This window comes from Massilia sp. NP310, assembly GCF_019443485.1.
Lineage (GTDB): Bacteria > Pseudomonadota > Gammaproteobacteria > Burkholderiales > Burkholderiaceae_D > Telluria > Telluria timonae.
In genome coordinates, this window is record NZ_CP080379.1 from 4723171 (window position 1) to 4738857 (window position 15687).

A 15687-nucleotide genomic window follows, 5' to 3' on the forward strand; every position below is an offset into this window, starting at 1 on the left:
CTACGCAAGCCCTTCCTTCCGAAGGGCTTGTTGCTTTTTGGCTTATACAAAAACAATAAGGCATGCCGTCTGGATACGGTTGAGCTACAGGAAAACATGAACGATACAGTCCAGAACCGCTTGCTGCCGTTGCCGTACTGGCGCGCCGCACTGGCCGAAGTCAGCCTGCTGCATCCCGAGGTGGCACCCGACAGCAAACCGATCGCGCTCGTGGAAAATGACGGCGCATGGCGGGTTGCACAAGCCGCCCCCGACCTGGCGAGCTGGATCGAGGCGCAGTTCAATGCCAGCAAGCTGGAGCGGGGCGGCCGCATCCCCTTCGTGCTGATTCCGGCCCGCCTGGCGCTGGAAGCGAGCCATGGCGCCAAGCAGGACGGCGCCGAGCTGCACAAGGGCGCCTCGGTGCTGTGCATTCCCTGCCTGCTGGATCGCCAGGGCGTGCTGTCGCCGGACCCCGAGCGCATGCCGTGGATTCCGCGCGAGCTGCTGGAGCCGACCCTGCAGCGCACGTCGGTCGGCGCGCTGGCCAGCGTCGACGCATTCATCGGCGCGCTGCCGGAACAAGCCACCGGCATGGGCGATACCTTCCACGTGGCGGCGCGCCTGTTCGAAGCCGTGACGGGCGCCGGGCTGCCCGGGCTTTCTGCAATGGCGCCGGCCGATGGGCAGCAACGGCTGCCGGATTTCGCGCTGGACGAGCATCGCCTGGTATCGGGCTGGCATGGCATGCCCTACGAGCCGCCGGTCGTCGCGCGGCATCTCCTGAAGCTGTATGACCGCATCATCGCCGAGGGGCCGCCCACGCCGCTGCTCGACACCTTGCGCACCATTGCCGACCGGCCGGCGCGCGCGCCGTTGCCGCTGCAGCAGACCGCGCCGTATGACGGCCAGACGGTCGGCCACATGCATCCGCTTCACCACTTGTCGCCGTCCCAGCGCATGGCGATGGTCGAGCTGCAGCGCCTGGGCGAGGGGCAGGTCCTGGCGGTGAACGGTCCGCCCGGCACCGGCAAGACCACCTTGCTGCAAAGCGTGGTCGCCCAGCTCTGGGTCGATGCGGCCCTGGCCGGCGGCGATTGTCCGCTGATCGTGGTCGCCTCGACCAATGTGAAGGCGGTCGAGAACGTGCTCGACAGCTTCGCGAAAATCTCGGCCGAGACCGGGCATCGGCGCTGGCATCCCTACGGGCGCGGCTTCGGGCTGTTCCTGGCGTCCGAATCGCGCCAGACCCAGCATCCGGTCTGCACCGGCAAGAGCCACCCCTTCGAGGAGTTCGAGACGCCGGAAATGCTGGCGGCGGCGGAGCGCCATTACCTCGACTGCGCGGCGATGCACTTCAGGCGGCGCGGCGATGGCGTTGGCACCGTGGTCCACGACCTGCACGCCGAACTGAAGGAGCTTGCCGCCCGCCTCGACACGCTGGTGGCGGCGCGCCATACCCTGTTCCATGCGCTCGGCCAGGACGTCGACGACGGCGCCGTTGCCTCGTACCGCGCCTTGCTGGCGACCTTGAACGAGGAACTCACGCGTTGCCGTGAACAGCTGGCGCAACTGCGCGCGCGCCTGGACGAAAGCGAACAGGCCGCCGACGCCGCCTTGCGCGCCTACGAGGCGCGCCGCGACGACATCATGCAGGCCGAGAAGGCATGGGCGGCCTACCTGGCCGACGCCTCGATCTGGCTCGACCTCTTCAGTTTCGTGCCGGCCGTGCGCCGGCGCCGCATGGCGCGCGACCGCCAGGTGCTGATGGCGCATCCGCTGACTGCCGACCTCCAGCACCGCGCCGACGGCGTGCCGGGGCATTTCCATACGCTCAAGAAGGAAGCGCTGCAGCACAAGAACGATGCCGTAGCCGAGCTGCTCGCCTTGAAAGGGGAGCTCGCGCGTCAGGGAGACGACGTCAAGCAGGAGATGGCGCGGGCCGAGACGGAGCGCGCACGCATCACCAGTGCCTTCGCCGCCTGGCGCGACGTGGCCGGCGACGACCCGGAACTGCTCGACGCCAGCCTCGCCAACCTGAACGAACACCTGGACAAGAAGGTACGCGCGCGCATGTTCGCCGTCGCCGACTGGTACTGGTCGGGCCAGTGGATCCTTGAAGTGCGGCACCGGATCAGGAGCGGCATCAGGGATACGAAGGGGCGCAGCAAGCTCGAAGCGAAGTACCGCCGCTTCGCCAAGCTCTCTCCCTGCCTGGTGTCGAATTTCCACATGGCGCCGTCGTTCTTCACCGCCTGGGAAGGCGAAGACATGCCGTTCTGGAATACGATCGACCTGCTGGTGGTCGATGAGGCAGGGCAGGTCTCGCCCGATATCGGCGCGCCGATGTTCGCCCTGGCGCGGCGCGCGCTGGTGGTCGGCGACACCTTCCAGATCGAGCCGGTCTGGAACAGCGGCGAAGCGATCGACCGCGCCAACGCCGTCAAGTTCGGCCTGGCGCCGGCCTTCCACGACCCCGCCTACGAGCGCCTGGAGCAGGCCGGTCATACCCCGGCCAGCGGCAGCCTGATGCGCATCGCCAACCGCAGCTGCACCGTCCAGCAGTACGAGGACGTGCGCGGCCTGATGCTGACCGAACACCGCCGCTCTGTGCCGGAGCTGATCGATTACTGCAACCGGCTGATCTACGCCGGCCGCCTCGAACCGAAACGCGCGTCGCTGCCGCCGGAAGCGCGGATCCTGCCGCCATTCGAGCTGATTCACGTGGGCGGCAGGGACACCCGGCGCGGCGGCAGCCGCTACAACGAGCTCGAGGCGGCCGCGGTCGTCGACTGGCTCAAGGCCCACCGCGCCGACATCGAACGGCATTACCTCGATGGCGCCGGCAAGCCGACGCCGATCTGGCAGCTGGTGGGCATCGTGACCCCGTTCGCCGCCCAGGCGGGCGCCATCGAGCGGCGCCTGCGCCGCGACATGCCGGACCTGCTGCGCAAGGACAGCCGCCTGACGGTCGGCACCGTGCACGCGCTGCAGGGCGCCGAGCGCGCCATCGTGCTGTTCTCGCCGACCTATGGTGACAACTTCAGCGGCGGCGCCTTCTTCGACCAGAAGCCGAACATGCTGAACGTCGCGGTGTCGCGCGCCCGGGACAGCTTCATCGTCATCGGCAACCGCAAGGTGTTCGATGCCGGCCGCACAGCGCTGCCGTCCGGCCTGCTGGCGACGTATCTGGTGGAGCGCAGCCGCGAGACGGTCGAGGGCTAGCGCAAGGGCAGGGCGGATTCCATCGAATCCGCCCTTCGGGATCGTGCCAGCGGCGCCGATTGCTGCCATACTGTTGGCTTCTTACCATCCCGATCACAGCATGGCCACCGTCACCGAACTCCTCCTTTATCCGATCAAGTCCTGCGCCGGCCTGTCCGTGCCAGAGGCGACGCTTGCCCTCGACGGCCTGTCGGCAAGCGGCGTGCACGACCGCGAATGGATGGTGGTCACACGCGAAGGCCTGTTCCTGACCCAGCGCGAATACCCGCGCATGGCGACCATCGCGCCGCGCGTCGAGGGCGATGCGCTGGTGGTCGAGGCGCCCGGCCTGTCGCCGATCCGCCTGCCGCTGGCGCACGACCTCGAGGCGCCGGAAATCGAAGTGCTGATCTGGGACGACCACGTCCTGGCCGCCGACTGCGGCGACGATGCCGCCGCCTGGTTCGCCGACGCCGTCGGCGCCCCGTGCCGGCTGGTGCGCTTCCGTCCCGACGTCGTGCGTCCGAAGATCAGCCCATGGACCGGCGGCCTGCCCGCCGCCGCCCGCTTCTCGGACGGCTACCCGATCCTGCTGATCGGCCAATCCTCGCTCGATGACCTGAACGCCAGGCTGGCGAAAGCCGGCCGCGCCGCGCTGCCGATGAACCGCTTCCGCCCCAACATGGTCGTGGAAGGCATCGACGCCTTCGAAGAAGACTTCGTGGAGACTTTCAGCGATGGCGAGATCAACCTGCGTCCGGTCAAGCCCTGCGCCCGCTGCCCGATTCCGTCGGTCGACCAGGCCACCGGCATTCCCGGCCCCGACCCCCTCGACATCCTGCAAACCTACCGCGCCAACGCCCGCATGGACGGCGCCGTCACGATGGGCATGAACGTCATCGTCCAGGACGGCATTGGCCGCACCTTGCGCGTGGGCCAGGAACTAAACGCCGAGCTTGCTTTCTAAGCACCACGGCAGGTCGAACGCCGGCGACACCGCAACAGTGTCGCAAAATCGCCTATTCCCACATCTTGCACGATATTGACAAGCGGTTTTTCATATCCAAGCAAGATTGGATGGCGTAATGTTACGGTTATTGCTGAAAGGAATGCTCCATGCATGAGCCGAGCGCGTCGACGCGAGAACTGATGGCGGAAAACGAGACCCTGCGCGCGCGCATGGCGTACCTGCTCGAGCAGGCCGAACGCAACCACGAAATCATGTGCCGCCACCAGGCCTTCGACCTGCAGATCGTTGGCGCCGGCAGCTTTCCGGAGCTGGTCGGCACGATCTTCCGCACGCTGCCGGTGATCTCCGAACTGGACACCGTCACCCTGTCGCTGGTCGACCCGGATGCCGACATCTATACCGTCATGCACCGCCTGGGCGTCGATTTCGAGGGGTTCCCCAACCTGATGTTCTGCGAGCATGCGGTCGAACTCGGCTTCGACATGTCGCCCGAGCGCCGTCCGCGTCCTATCCTCGGCGCCTATGCGCCGGGCCAGCACTGCGCCATGTTCCCGCATCCGCCCGCCGGGCTGCAGAGCGTGGCCCTGGTGCCGCTGCTGCGCAATACGCGCCTGATCGGCAGCCTCAACCTGGGCAGCACCGACCCGACCCGCTTCACGCCGAACCTGGGCACCGATTTCGTCGAGCACATGGGGTCGATCATCGCGATCTGCCTCGAAAACGTGATCAGCAACGAGATGCTGAAATACATCGGCCTCACCGATTCGCTCACCGGCGTCTACAACCGCCGCTACATGGACCGCCGCCTGCTCGAAGAGATCGCGCGCGCCCGGCGCCAGGGCTATCGCCTGTCCTGCATGTACATCGACATCGACCACTTCAAGCGCGTCAACGACACGGTCGGCCACCAGGGCGGGGACGACGTCCTGCGCGAGGTGTGCGGCCGCATCAAGGCCGAGCTGCGCATGTCGGATGCGCTGGGCCGCTTCGGCGGAGAAGAATTCGTGGTGCTCTTGATCGACGCCGACCTGGAAAGCGCGAGCATGGTCGCGCAGCGCATTCGCGCCAGCGTGGCCGCCGATCCGGTGAGCCTGAGCGGCGGCGAGCGGGTCGACGTGACGGTGTCGATCGGCGTTGCGGCGCTGTCAGATTTCGCCCGCGACAACGCGATCGAAGGCGTGGCGCAAGAACTCGTGGCATCGGCCGATGCGGCGCTGTACCAGGCCAAGGCCGGTGGCCGCAACAAGGTCGTTACGTTCGCGTAATCGTACACGGTTGGGCCGTACTGACCATAAGTTTAGGTGACGAGGGCTTTGTCGTTAGCCTAACCCCGTCGTCCCCGCGAAGGCGGGGACCCAAGTTTGCGAGCGTCGCGACGACGTTTGCATAACTTAGGTTCCCGCCTCCGCGGGAACGACGTGCTTGAGCAGCGTGACTTGCCCACACGAGGGCGCGGCCAGGATCACAACAACCGGTCCTCGGCCCGGCTGACCGCCTCCCCATCCCCGCGCAACACCACCACGTCGCCGGCGGCCAGCACCACGTCGGGCCGAGGCTCGACATCCTCGCCGCCGCGCCGCAGCGCCGTCACCTCGGCCGCCACGTCCTCCAGCCGCAGCTCCAGCAAGCTCCTGCCCACGGCGCCGGCCTGCGCGTGAAGCCGCACCGAATGCAGGCGCACATGTCCCGGCTCGAGATCGGCGCCGCTGTCGCTCGCGCCGTGGAAGTAGCCGCGCAGGCTTGCGTAGCGGTCGTCGCGCGCCGCCTGCACCCGGTGCACCACGCGCCGCAGCGGCACGCCCAGCGTCACCAGCGCGTGCGAGGCCAGCATCAGGCTGCTCTCCAGCGCTTCCGGCACCACCTCGGTGGCGCCGGCTGCCTTGAGCATCTCCGTGTCGCGGTCGTCGTAGCTGCGCACGATCACCGGCAGCGCCGGCGCCAGTTCGTGCACCAGGTGCAGCACCTTCATGGCGAAGCGGGTGTCGGCGAAGGTGATCACCAGGGCGCTGGCGCGGCCGATGCCGGCCGCCATCAGGCTTTCGCGCCGCGTCGCGTCGCCGTACGAGACGGTGGCGCCGGCGGCCTGCGCGTCCTGCACCCGCTCCGGGTCCAGGTCGAGCGCATGCCAGGGCAGCGCCTCTTCCTTGAGCAAGGCTGCCAGGCTCTGGCCATTGCGCCCGAAGCCGGCAATGATCACGTGGTTCTGGGTCTTCATGGTGCGCGTGGCGAGCTGGGTCAGCTGCAGCGACTGCGTCATCCATTCGTTGGCCGCGAGCTTCATCACGATCCGGTCCATGCTCGCGATGACGAAGGGCGCGAGCAGCATTGACAGCACCATCGAGGCCAGCACCAGCTGCATCACGAACGGGTCGACCAGCTTCGAGCCGGAGGCGTGATTGAGCAGCACGAAGCTGAACTCCCCCGCCTGGGCCAGCGCCAGGCCGGTGCGCATCGCCGTGCCAGGCGCGGCCCCGAAGGCGCGCGCGAGCAGGGCGATCAGGCCGAACTTGAGCAGCACCACCAGCGCCAGCAGGAGCAGCACCAGCCACCAGTGTTCGATCACCATCCGCAGGTCGAGCAGCATGCCGATCGTGATGAAGAACAGCCCGAGCAGCACGTCGCGGAACGGCTTGATATCCTCTTCCACCTGATGCTTATAGGGCGTCTCCGAGATCAGCATGCCGGCGACAAAAGCGCCCAGGGCCAGCGACAGGCCGGCCTGCTCGGTGATCCAGGCCGCGCCCAGGGTCACCAGCAGGAGGTTGAGCATGAACAGCTCCTGCGAGCGGCGCTTGGCGACGACCGTGAACCAGCGCCCCATCAGCTTCTGGCCGAAGAACAGCAGCAGGGCCAGCACCAGCGCCGCCTTGACCGCTTCCACCCCGAGCGTGATCGCCAGGTCTTCCGGATCGCGCGCCAGCGCCGGAATCATGATCAACAGCGGCACCACCGCCAGGTCCTGGAACAGCAGGATGCCGACGCTGCGCCGCCCATGCTCGCTCTCGAGTTCCAGCCGTTCGGTGAGCAGCTTGACGACGATGGCGGTCGACGACATCGCCAGCGCGCCGCCCAGCGCGAAGGCGGCCTGCCAGCCGAGCGCAATGCCGGGCAGGAGCCAGGCCGCCAGCAGGGCGATCCCCATGACGGCCACGATCGTCGACACCACCTGGGCCAGGCCCAGCCCGAACACGATGCGCCGCATCGAGCGCAGTTGGCCAAGCGAGAACTCCAGGCCGATCGAGAACATCAGGAACACGACCCCGAACTCGCCCAGCGCATGGGTGGTGGGGCTGTCCTCGGCCAGGGCCAGGGCATGGGGGCCGATCAGGACGCCGACGGCGAGGTAGCCGAGCATCGGCGGCAGTTGCAGGCTACGAAAAAGCACCACGCCCAGGACGGCGCAGCCCAGCAGGAGGAGGGTGAGTTCAAGACCGGAATGCATTGATGCGATGCTGGGATAAACAGCAAAAGTGTTGATCTTATGGCACTAGCCAGGTGTGGTGCGGCATGCGCTTGTTATCGTTTGTTACGACTGGCAAGTTTTTTGCTTTCCCAATTCGTTTATACTTCCAAAATGAGTGTAACCGATGAAAAAATAATGCCGAAAAGTTTTGACGAGACCCTGGCCCGGCGCGTGTTGGAACTGGGTCGCGAAACGCTGTCGATCGAAGCCGACGCCATCCGCGCCCTGCAGGCGCGCCTGGGCGACGACGACAGTTTCGTGAACGCCGCGCAGCTGATCCTGGCCTGCGACGGCCGCGTGGTCGTGTCCGGGATGGGCAAGTCGGGCCACATCGGCCGCAAGATCGCCGCCACCCTGGCGTCCACCGGCACCCCGGCCTTCTTCATGCACCCGGGCGAGGCCGCGCACGGCGACCTGGGCATGGTCACCAGGAACGACGTCGTGATCGCGATTTCCAACTCGGGCGAATCGTCCGAGATCCTCGACATCCTGCCGGCCGTGAAGCGCCTGGGCGCACGCGTGATCGCCATGACCGGTAAACCAGCCTCGCGCCTGGCCAAGCTGGCCGACGTGCACCTGAACATCGCGGTGGACAAGGAAGCCTGCCCGCTCAACCTGGCGCCGACCACCAGCACCACCGTCACGCTCGCCATGGGCGATGCGCTGGCCGTGGCGCTGTTAGATGCGCGGGGTTTTCGTGAACAAGACTTCGCGCTGTCGCATCCGGGCGGCGCGCTGGGCCGCCGCCTGCTGACCCATGTGCGCGACGTGATGCGCAGCGGCGACGCGGTGCCGAGCGTGGGCCCCGAAACCTCGCTGGTCGAAGCGCTGCTCGAAGTGACCCGCAAGGGCCTCGGCATGACCGCCATCGTCGACGCCGAAGGCCGTCCGGTCGGCGTGTTCACCGACGGCGACTTGCGCCGCGTGATCGAGCGCATGCACGACTTCTCGAACGTCCAGATCCGCGACGTGATGCACGCCAACCCGCGCCGCGTGCGCCCCGAGCAACTGGCGGTCGACGCTGTCGCCGTGATGGAGGAATTCCGCATCAACCAGATGCTGGTGGTCGACGAGGACGACCGCCTGGTCGGCGCGCTGCACATCCACGACCTGACCCGCGCCAAGGTGATCTGATGAGCGACACATTTATCCCGGCCATTACCCCATTGGCCCATATGGAGCGCGCGGCGCGCGTCAAGGTCATGATCTTCGACGTCGACGGCGTGCTGACCGACGGCAGCCTGACCTACGGCCCGGAAGGCGAAGTCACCAAGACCTTCAATGTGCTCGACGGCCTGGGCATCCAGCTGCTGAACAAGACCGGCGTCCAGACCGCGATCATCAGCGCGCGCCTGTCGCCGATCGTCGTCAAGCGCGCGGCCGATCTCGGCATCTCGCACGTCCACCAGGGCATCCACGACAAGCGCATCGGTTTCGCCAAGCTGTTGGAAGCCACCGGCTTCACGGCGGAGCAGTGCGGCTACATCGGCGACGACGTGATCGACCTGCCGCTGTTCGCGCGCGTCGGCTTCGCCGTCGCGGTGCCGTCCGGCCACCCGGAGGTGCAGCACCGCGCGCACTACGTAACGAAAAACGCCGGCGGGCGCGGCGCGGTGCGCGAGGTGTGCGACCTCGTGATGCGCGCCCAGGGCACCTACGACCAGGCGCTCGCGCCGTACTTCGCCTGAGGCTTTAAAAATGGCTACCGTCGTCGTCAACAAGCGCACCGCCCACCGCTGGAATCTCCTGGCGATGATCGTCATCGGCACCTTCTTCGCCTTCGGCAGCTTCTGGCTGCTGCAACTGATGCAGGGGTCCGACATCGACGCCCAGCTGGGCGGACCGCCGGACGAACCGGACTACATCGTCGAGAACTTCTCCTTCGTGCGCATGACCGAGAACGGCCAGCCGAGCTACCTGGTGTCGGGCAAGCGCCTGGAGCATATTCCGCGCGGCGACGTGTCGCACGTCGAGGCGCCGGTGCTGCGCGGCGTCGAGCCGGGCCGCCCGCCGATGACGGTGGTCGCGAAGAACGCGCAGATCCATCACCAGGAGCACCGGGTCGAGCTGATCGGCGACGTCGACCTGCAGCGCCCCAAGACCGCGCAGAGTGAATCGCTGCACGTGCGCACCCAGGCGCTCACCGTGCTGCCGGACGAAGAAATACTGAAGACCGATCTGCCGATCGACATGCAGCTCGGCGCGTCCAGCGTCAAGGGCACCGGCATGGTCGCCAACAATGCGACCATGCAGCTGCACCTGTCCAGCCGCGGCCAGATCGTCTATCCGCCACGCCAGCGCTGATCCTCCAGAAACGCCGCGTGCCAACCAGAGACCCGTATCCACCAACCATGAAAAAACTACTTGTCGCCGCCTTCCTTTCCCTGCTGTCGCTGACCGCGGCCGCCGAACGCGCCGATTCGCTCAAGGAAGCGGTCATCAACTTCGATTCGCTCGACATCGACGAGGTGACCGGCACCCGCATCCTGACCGGCAACGTGGTGCTGACCCGCGGCACCCTGGTGCTCAAGTCCGACCGCGCCCTGGTCAAGGAAAGCCCGGAAGGCTATATGAGCGTGACCCTCACCGCTGCCGGCGGCAAGGTCGCCACTTTCCGCCAGAAGCGTGACGGCGGTCCCGACCTGTGGGTCGACGGCCAGGCCGAGCGCATCGAGTACGACGAGCGGTCGGAACTGGTGCGCCTGTATTCCAACGCCGTCGTGCGCGAACTCGAAGGCGCGCGCATGACCAACCAGATCACCGGCCCCTTCATTTCCTACGACAACCGCAAGGAAGTGGCCACGGTGCGCAACGACGAAAGCGGCAAGAGCGTCGCCGGCGGCGGCCGCGGCACCCTGATCCTGGCGCCCAAGCGCGCACCCGCCGGAGGCGCCCAATGACGGCGATTCCGATGGAGCTGGGCGATCGCAGCACCCTGGTCGTCAAGGGCCTGCAGAAAAGCTATGGCAAGCGCCTGGTGGTGCGCGACGTGTCGCTGCAGGTGGAATGCGGCGAAGTGGTCGGCTTGCTGGGCCCGAACGGAGCCGGCAAGACCACGTCGTTCTACATGATCGTCGGCCTGGTGCCGTCGGACGCCGGCTCGATCGACATCAACGGCACCGACATCACCAGCCTGCCGATCCACCGCCGCGCCGTATTGGGCCTGTCCTACCTGCCGCAAGAGGCTTCGGTGTTCCGCAAGCTGACGGTGGAAGAGAACATCCGCGCCGTGCTCGAGCTGCAGAAGGACAACGGCAAGCCGCTGTCGAAAGACCAGATCAACGAGCGCCTCGACACCCTGCTGGCCGACCTGCAGATCGAGAAGCTGCGCGAGAATCCGGCGCTGTCGCTGTCGGGCGGCGAGCGTCGCCGCGTGGAAATCGCGCGCGCGCTGGCGACCAATCCGCGCTTCGTGCTGCTCGACGAACCGTTCGCCGGCGTCGACCCGATCGCCGTGATCGAGATCCAGCGCATCGTGCGCTTCCTGAAGGAGCGCCGGATCGGTGTTTTGATCACCGACCACAACGTGCGCGAGACGCTCGGCATCTGCGACCGCGCCTACATCATCAACCAGGGCGCGGTGCTTGCCTCCGGCCGTCCTGACGACATCATCGCCGACGAGTCGGTGCGCCGCGTGTACCTGGGTGAACACTTCCGCATGTGAGCGACGCCTAGATGAAACAGTCCCTGCAACTTCGCACTTCGCAGCACCTCGCGCTTACGCCGCAACTGCAGCAGTCGATCCGGTTGCTGTAACTGTCGACGCTCGAGCTGCACCAGGAGATCGAGCAGATACTGGGCGATAACCCCTTGCTCGAGCGGCTCGACGATCCGCTCGACCGATCGGTGCGCCTGCTGGCCGATGGCGCCATCAACAATGCGCCCGCCAACGGCGAAGCGCCGCCGGCGCCCGGCCAGCAGGCCGAGGGTGAGGGTGCGCCTGCGCAGGAGGGCGAGGGTTTCGAGGGCGGCGCCGACAACGATCGCGTCGATGCCGACTGGAGCGACAGCGGCGCGCCATCGTCCGGCGGCGGCGAGGACGAGGACGGCCGCCCGCAACTGGAAGCCTGCGCCATCACGCTGCGCGAACACCTGATGGAACAGGTGCGCGAAGCCATCCTGTCGGCGCGCGACCGTGCGCTGGCCGAGCTGGTGATCGATGCGCTGGACGACAACGGCTACCTGGAAGAGCCGCTCGACGAGATTCACGCCAGGCTGCCCCAAGAACTCGAGATCGAGATCGACGAATTACGCTGCGCGCTGGCGCTGGTGCAGAGCATGGATCCGGTGGGCGTCGGCGCGCGCAGCGCGGCCGAGTGCCTGGCGCTGCAGATCCGGCGCATGCCGGGCGTGCCGCTGGTGACGCGGCGCATGGCGCTGACCATCGTCGAGGGTTACCTGAGCTGGTTCGCCCAGCGCGAGTACAGCAAGCTGAAAAAAGCGCTCGACTGCGACGACGAAGACTTGCGCGAGGTGCAGGCCGTGGTGCGCCAATGCAATCCGCATCCGGGCGCGGCGTTCGCTTCGAACGTGTCGGACTACGTGGTGCCGGACGTGATCGTGCGCCGTTCCAAGAGCGGCTGGGCGGTCACCCTGAACCCGGACGTGATGCCGCGCCTGCGCGTGAACAGCCTGTACGCGAGCCTCCTCAAGCAGGGCAAGAGCGAAGCGCAGATGGGCGCGCAGTTGCAGGAAGCGAAGTGGCTCATCAAGAATATGCGCCAGCGATTCGACACCATCCTGCGCGTGGCGGAGGCGATCGTCGAGCGCCAGCGCAACTTTTTCTCCCATGGCGCGGTTGCCATGCGGCCCCTTGTTTTACGTGAGATAGCTGATACACTAGGCCTACACGAGAGCACAATTTCTCGTGTCACAACGCAGAAATACATGCTGACCCCGCACGGCATGTTTGAGTTGAAGTATTTCTTCGGCAGCCACGTTGCCACCGAGGCGGGAGGCGAAGCATCCTCGACGGCAATCCGTGCGCTCATCGCACAATTGACAGGAGCAGAAGACCCTAGGAACCCATTGTCCGACAGCAAGATCGCGGAGATGCTCGGGGAACAAGGCATGGTCATCGCGCGCCGGACGGTTGCAAAATACCGTGAAGCCCTCAAGATACCCCCTGTAAGCCTCCGCAAGTCCTTGTAACTGCGCCGTCCACACCCGTCGTGCCTTGTCGCGTTGGTGTGGTCCACACGGTGCAACCTTTTCAAAGGAGTGTGTATGAACCTCACAATCAGTGGCCATCATCTCGAAGTAACCCCCGCCATCCGTGAATACGTTCAGAATAAGCTCGAGCGCATCATTCGCCATTTCGACCAGGTGATCGACACCCACGTCTTCCTGGCCGTCGACAACCTCACTGAAAAAGAAAAAAGGCAGAAAGCAGAGATCAACGTCCAGGTGTCGGGCAAGACCCTGCACGTGGCAAGCGTCGCGCAAGACCTGTACGCCGCGATCGACACGCTGATGGATAAGCTGGACAGACAGATCCTGAAACACAAGCAAATGCTGAAGGACCATAGCCGTACCTCGATCAAACGCCTGCCGGAAAACGGCGGCGAAGACGCTGCTGTCGCCTGATCAGGCGCAGGGCTCACACTAGCTAAGGGCGTCTGAGGGGACGCCCTTTTTGCATCCAGCTCCCCGATATGACGCGTATCGTGTGTTCGGTAAAATGCATGTCTCTCCATTACGGATTACGCCATGACCGACCACGTCCTGACCCGCGTCGCCAACCGCACCGGCATCATCACCCTGGACCGCCCGAAGGCGCTCAATTCGCTGTCGCTCGAGATGGTGCGCGCGCTCACCACTGTGCTGCGCGCCTGGCGCCATGACGGGCAGGTCGACGCGGTCGTACTGACCAGCAGCAGCGAGAAGGCCTTGTGCGCGGGCGGCGACATCCGCTTCTTCCATGAGGTCGGCCATGCGACGCCGATGGGCGGCAGCGCGCTGCTCGAGGATTTCTTCACCGAAGAATACGCGCTGAACCACCTGATCCATTTCTACCCGAAGCCCTACATCGCCATCATGGATGGCGTCGTGATGGGCGGCGGCATGGGCATCGCCCAGGGCGGCCCGGACTGCGGCCTGCGCATCGTGACCGAGCGCACGAAGATGGCCATGCCCGAGGTGAACATCGGCCTGTTTCCGGACGTCGGCGGCAGCCACTTCCTGTCGCATGCGCCGGGACAGCTCGGCAACTACCTGGGCCTGACCGGGCTGACGATCGGCGCCGCCGACGCGCTCCATATCGGCCTGGCCGATGTCTTCGTGCCGGGCGCCGAGCTGCCGGCCCTGCATGCCTTGATTGCGTCCACACCCGGCGCTGACCTGCCGGCGGCGATCCGCGCTTTCGCGGCGCCGTTCGCGCCGCAGGCGGGCAACGGCGAACTGCAGGCCCAGCGCCAGCTGATCGATGCGCATTTCGGCGCCGCCTCGGTCGCCGCGATCATGGCTTCGCTCGAAGGCGACGAGACGCTGTTCGCGCAGCGCGCCCTGGCGGCGATGCGCCAGCGCTCGCCCCTGATGATGTGCGTGACCCACGAACTGCTGGCGCGCGGCGCGCAGCTGTCCGTGGCCGATTGCCTGCGCATGGAACGTTCGCTAGTGCGCCACAATTTCGCGCATGGCGAAGTGCTGGAAGGCGTGCGTGCGCTGGTGATCGACAAGGACAATGCGCCGCGATGGAATCCGCCTTCGCTCGATCAGGTGACGCCCGACATGGTGGCGCGCTTCTTCGACCCGGTGTGGCCGGAGCATGCGCATCCGCTCAGGCATCTCGCATAATCCGCTGCGTGCATATCCATTTTTGCGTGACACCATATCGGTGAGGTGTGAACATCGGGTCTTCATGACCTGAAAGGAAACCCGATGCGCCTGCGTGCCTTGCTGATTGCGATGACCTTGTCCTGCGCCGCCGCCGCGCAGGACTACCAGCCCGCCTTCGATCCGAGCCGGCTCAAGGGCCCAACGACAGGGCCGGTCAACGAGATCATGGTGCTCGGCTCGCCCCACCTGGCGCACCTGCCCAAGACCTTCCAGACGTCGAGCCTGGCCCCGCTGAACGACCGGCTCGCCGCCTGGAAGCCGCAGGCGATCGCGGTCGAGGACCGCTCCGGGCCGCAGTGCGATTTCATGCGCCGCTATGCGGTGCGCTACCAGGAGGCGGTCGACGGCTATTGCTGGGATACCGCGCCGGCCAGGGCGGCGACCGGGCTCGACGTGCCGCAGGCCACCGCCGAGGCCGAACGGCTGCTGGCCGCCTGGCCGGCGGCGCCGTCGGCGGCCCAGCGACGGCGCCTGGCGGCCGTGTTCCTGGCCGGCGGCGAGGAGGCGTCGGCCGTGGTCCAGTGGCTCCGCCTGCCGGCCGCTGACCGCCGCGCCGGCGACGGGCTGGATGAGGTCCTGGTCGCACGGCTGCAAAAGCTCGCGGTTCATCCCAACGAAAGCGTGTCGATCGCGGCGCAGCTGGCGGCCCGGCTGGGGCATGAGCGCGTGTATGCGATGGACGACCAGACGGCAGGCCGCCCCTACGCCGACCGCAAGGCGGCCGGCGAGGCGATCATGAAGGCCTGGGATAATCCGGCCAATGCCAGGCGCAAGAAAGAGGACGAGATCCTTGATCGGGGCGTCGATACCCCGGAAGGGCTGCTGGCGATGTACCGCGCCTACAATTCGCCTGCCCATGTCGCGGCGAGCTTCGAGATCGACTTCGGGGCGGCGCTGAACGAGCCGTCGCCGCAGCGCTTCGGCCGCGCCTACGTCGGCTACTGGGAAACGCGCAACCTGCGCATGGCGGCGAACATCCGCGACGTGGTGGGCGTCATGCCGGGCACGCGGCTGCTGGTCATCGTCGGTGCTTCGCACAAGGGTTACCTGGAAGCCTACCTGCACCAGATGCACGACGTGCGGGTCGTCGATACAGCGGCGTTGCTGCGGTAAATGCTGCACATGAAAGATAAGGTCATCCTGCGTGAGTCGGGCGTCCCTGCAAGCCGCGGTGAGAATGCGTGAGCTTGCGCGGCATCTTCTTGTGATACTTTCAGACTTCCATCAACGATGA

General features: G+C 66.4%; 14 protein-coding genes. 13 read left to right on the plus strand and 1 reads right to left on the minus strand.

All coding sequences use genetic code 11. From position 1 onward, the window contains the following. Positions 1-96: 96 nt before the first annotated feature. The 3 genes from KY496_RS20800 to KY496_RS20810 all read left to right on the plus strand — a co-directional run bounded on the left by KY496_RS20800 (position 97) and on the right by KY496_RS20810 (position 5418). Entirely contained in the window at positions 97-3204 is a 3108-nt protein-coding gene (locus KY496_RS20800) for a DEAD/DEAH box helicase (protein WP_184237977.1), read from the plus strand. Between the two features lie 100 nt (positions 3205-3304). Next, a complete protein-coding gene (locus KY496_RS20805; protein ID WP_005663332.1) occupies positions 3305-4150 on the plus strand; it encodes an MOSC domain-containing protein in 846 nt (281 codons plus the stop codon). Positions 4151-4299: 149 nt separating this feature from the next. Beyond that, entirely contained in the window at positions 4300-5418 is a 1119-nt protein-coding gene (locus tag KY496_RS20810; protein ID WP_219862229.1) for a diguanylate cyclase, read from the plus strand. Between the two features lie 197 nt (positions 5419-5615). On the opposite strand, the gene KY496_RS20815 is transcribed toward KY496_RS20810, so the two are convergent. After that, positions 5616-7595 (minus strand): monovalent cation:proton antiporter family protein, encoded by a 1980-nt coding sequence (locus tag KY496_RS20815; RefSeq protein ID WP_219862231.1) that lies wholly within the window; start codon positions 7593-7595, stop codon positions 5616-5618. 156 nt (positions 7596-7751) lie between these two features. Between KY496_RS20815 and KY496_RS20820 the strand changes: the two genes are divergently transcribed. The 10 genes from KY496_RS20820 (at position 7752) to KY496_RS20860 (ending at position 15566) form a co-directional block, all read left to right on the plus strand. Continuing rightward, a complete protein-coding gene (locus KY496_RS20820; RefSeq protein ID WP_219862233.1) occupies positions 7752-8750 on the plus strand; it encodes an SIS domain-containing protein in 999 nt (332 codons plus the stop codon). Further along, on the plus strand, positions 8750-9304 hold the full coding sequence (locus KY496_RS20825) for an HAD family hydrolase (RefSeq protein WP_005663324.1): 555 nt from the start codon (positions 8750-8752) through the stop codon (positions 9302-9304). Before KY496_RS20820 ends, KY496_RS20825 begins: the two co-directional genes overlap by 1 nt. A 10-nt stretch (positions 9305-9314) precedes the next feature. After that, positions 9315-9920, plus strand: a complete 606-nt coding sequence (gene lptC, locus KY496_RS20830; protein WP_005663322.1) for an LPS export ABC transporter periplasmic protein LptC — start codon at positions 9315-9317, stop codon at positions 9918-9920. Positions 9921-9967: 47 nt separating this feature from the next. Then, positions 9968-10516, plus strand: a complete 549-nt coding sequence (gene lptA / locus KY496_RS20835; RefSeq protein ID WP_005663321.1) for a lipopolysaccharide transport periplasmic protein LptA — start codon at positions 9968-9970, stop codon at positions 10514-10516. Between the two features lie 11 nt (positions 10517-10527). Further along, a complete protein-coding gene (lptB, locus tag KY496_RS20840) occupies positions 10528-11280 on the plus strand; it encodes an LPS export ABC transporter ATP-binding protein (protein WP_040775454.1) in 753 nt (250 codons plus the stop codon). A gap of 11 nt (positions 11281-11291) precedes the next feature. Beyond that, the gene (locus KY496_RS27475) at positions 11292-11372 is read left to right on the plus strand and encodes a hypothetical protein (RefSeq protein ID WP_373889483.1); all 81 of its coding nucleotides are present in this window, start codon (positions 11292-11294) and stop codon (positions 11370-11372) included. Positions 11373-11426: 54 nt separating this feature from the next. After that, complete coding sequence (locus tag KY496_RS20845; protein WP_373889460.1) at positions 11427-12767, plus strand: RNA polymerase factor sigma-54; 1341 nt, start codon at positions 11427-11429, stop codon at positions 12765-12767. Between the two features lie 75 nt (positions 12768-12842). Further along, on the plus strand, positions 12843-13202 hold the full coding sequence (gene hpf / locus KY496_RS20850; RefSeq protein WP_005663316.1) for a ribosome hibernation-promoting factor, HPF/YfiA family: 360 nt from the start codon (positions 12843-12845) through the stop codon (positions 13200-13202). Between the two features lie 123 nt (positions 13203-13325). Further along, positions 13326-14411 carry an enoyl-CoA hydratase/isomerase family protein gene (locus KY496_RS20855; RefSeq protein WP_219862235.1) on the plus strand — a complete coding sequence of 362 codons (1086 nt, stop codon included), beginning with the start codon at positions 13326-13328 and terminating at the stop codon, positions 14409-14411. Positions 14412-14495: 84 nt separating this feature from the next. Further along, positions 14496-15566 (plus strand): DUF5694 domain-containing protein, encoded by a 1071-nt coding sequence (locus KY496_RS20860; protein ID WP_219862237.1) that lies wholly within the window; start codon positions 14496-14498, stop codon positions 15564-15566. The last annotated feature ends 121 nt before the right edge of the window (positions 15567-15687 follow it).

Bases quoted from the DNA above. Each gene is read 5' to 3' on its own strand.
- KY496_RS20855 (WP_219862235.1), top strand. From the start codon at position 13,326: ATGACCGACCACGTCCTGACCCGCGTCGCCAACCGCACCGGCATCATC.
- KY496_RS20805 (WP_005663332.1), top strand. From the start codon at position 3,305: ATGGCCACCGTCACCGAACTCCTCCTTTATCCGATCAAGTCCTGCGCC.
- KY496_RS27475 (WP_373889483.1), top strand. From the start codon at position 11,292: ATGAAACAGTCCCTGCAACTTCGCACTTCGCAGCACCTCGCGCTTACG.
- hpf (WP_005663316.1), top strand. From the start codon at position 12,843: ATGAACCTCACAATCAGTGGCCATCATCTCGAAGTAACCCCCGCCATC.
- lptA (WP_005663321.1), top strand. From the start codon at position 9,968: ATGAAAAAACTACTTGTCGCCGCCTTCCTTTCCCTGCTGTCGCTGACC.
- KY496_RS20825 (WP_005663324.1), top strand. From the start codon at position 8,750: ATGAGCGACACATTTATCCCGGCCATTACCCCATTGGCCCATATGGAG.
- KY496_RS20820 (WP_219862233.1), top strand. From the start codon at position 7,752: ATGCCGAAAAGTTTTGACGAGACCCTGGCCCGGCGCGTGTTGGAACTG.
- KY496_RS20810 (WP_219862229.1), top strand. From the start codon at position 4,300: ATGCATGAGCCGAGCGCGTCGACGCGAGAACTGATGGCGGAAAACGAG.
- KY496_RS20815 (WP_219862231.1), bottom strand. From the start codon at position 7,595: ATGCATTCCGGTCTTGAACTCACCCTCCTCCTGCTGGGCTGCGCCGTC.
- KY496_RS20800 (WP_184237977.1), top strand. From the start codon at position 97: ATGAACGATACAGTCCAGAACCGCTTGCTGCCGTTGCCGTACTGGCGC.
- lptC (WP_005663322.1), top strand. From the start codon at position 9,315: ATGGCTACCGTCGTCGTCAACAAGCGCACCGCCCACCGCTGGAATCTC.
- KY496_RS20860 (WP_219862237.1), top strand. From the start codon at position 14,496: ATGCGCCTGCGTGCCTTGCTGATTGCGATGACCTTGTCCTGCGCCGCC.
- lptB (WP_040775454.1), top strand. From the start codon at position 10,528: ATGGAGCTGGGCGATCGCAGCACCCTGGTCGTCAAGGGCCTGCAGAAA.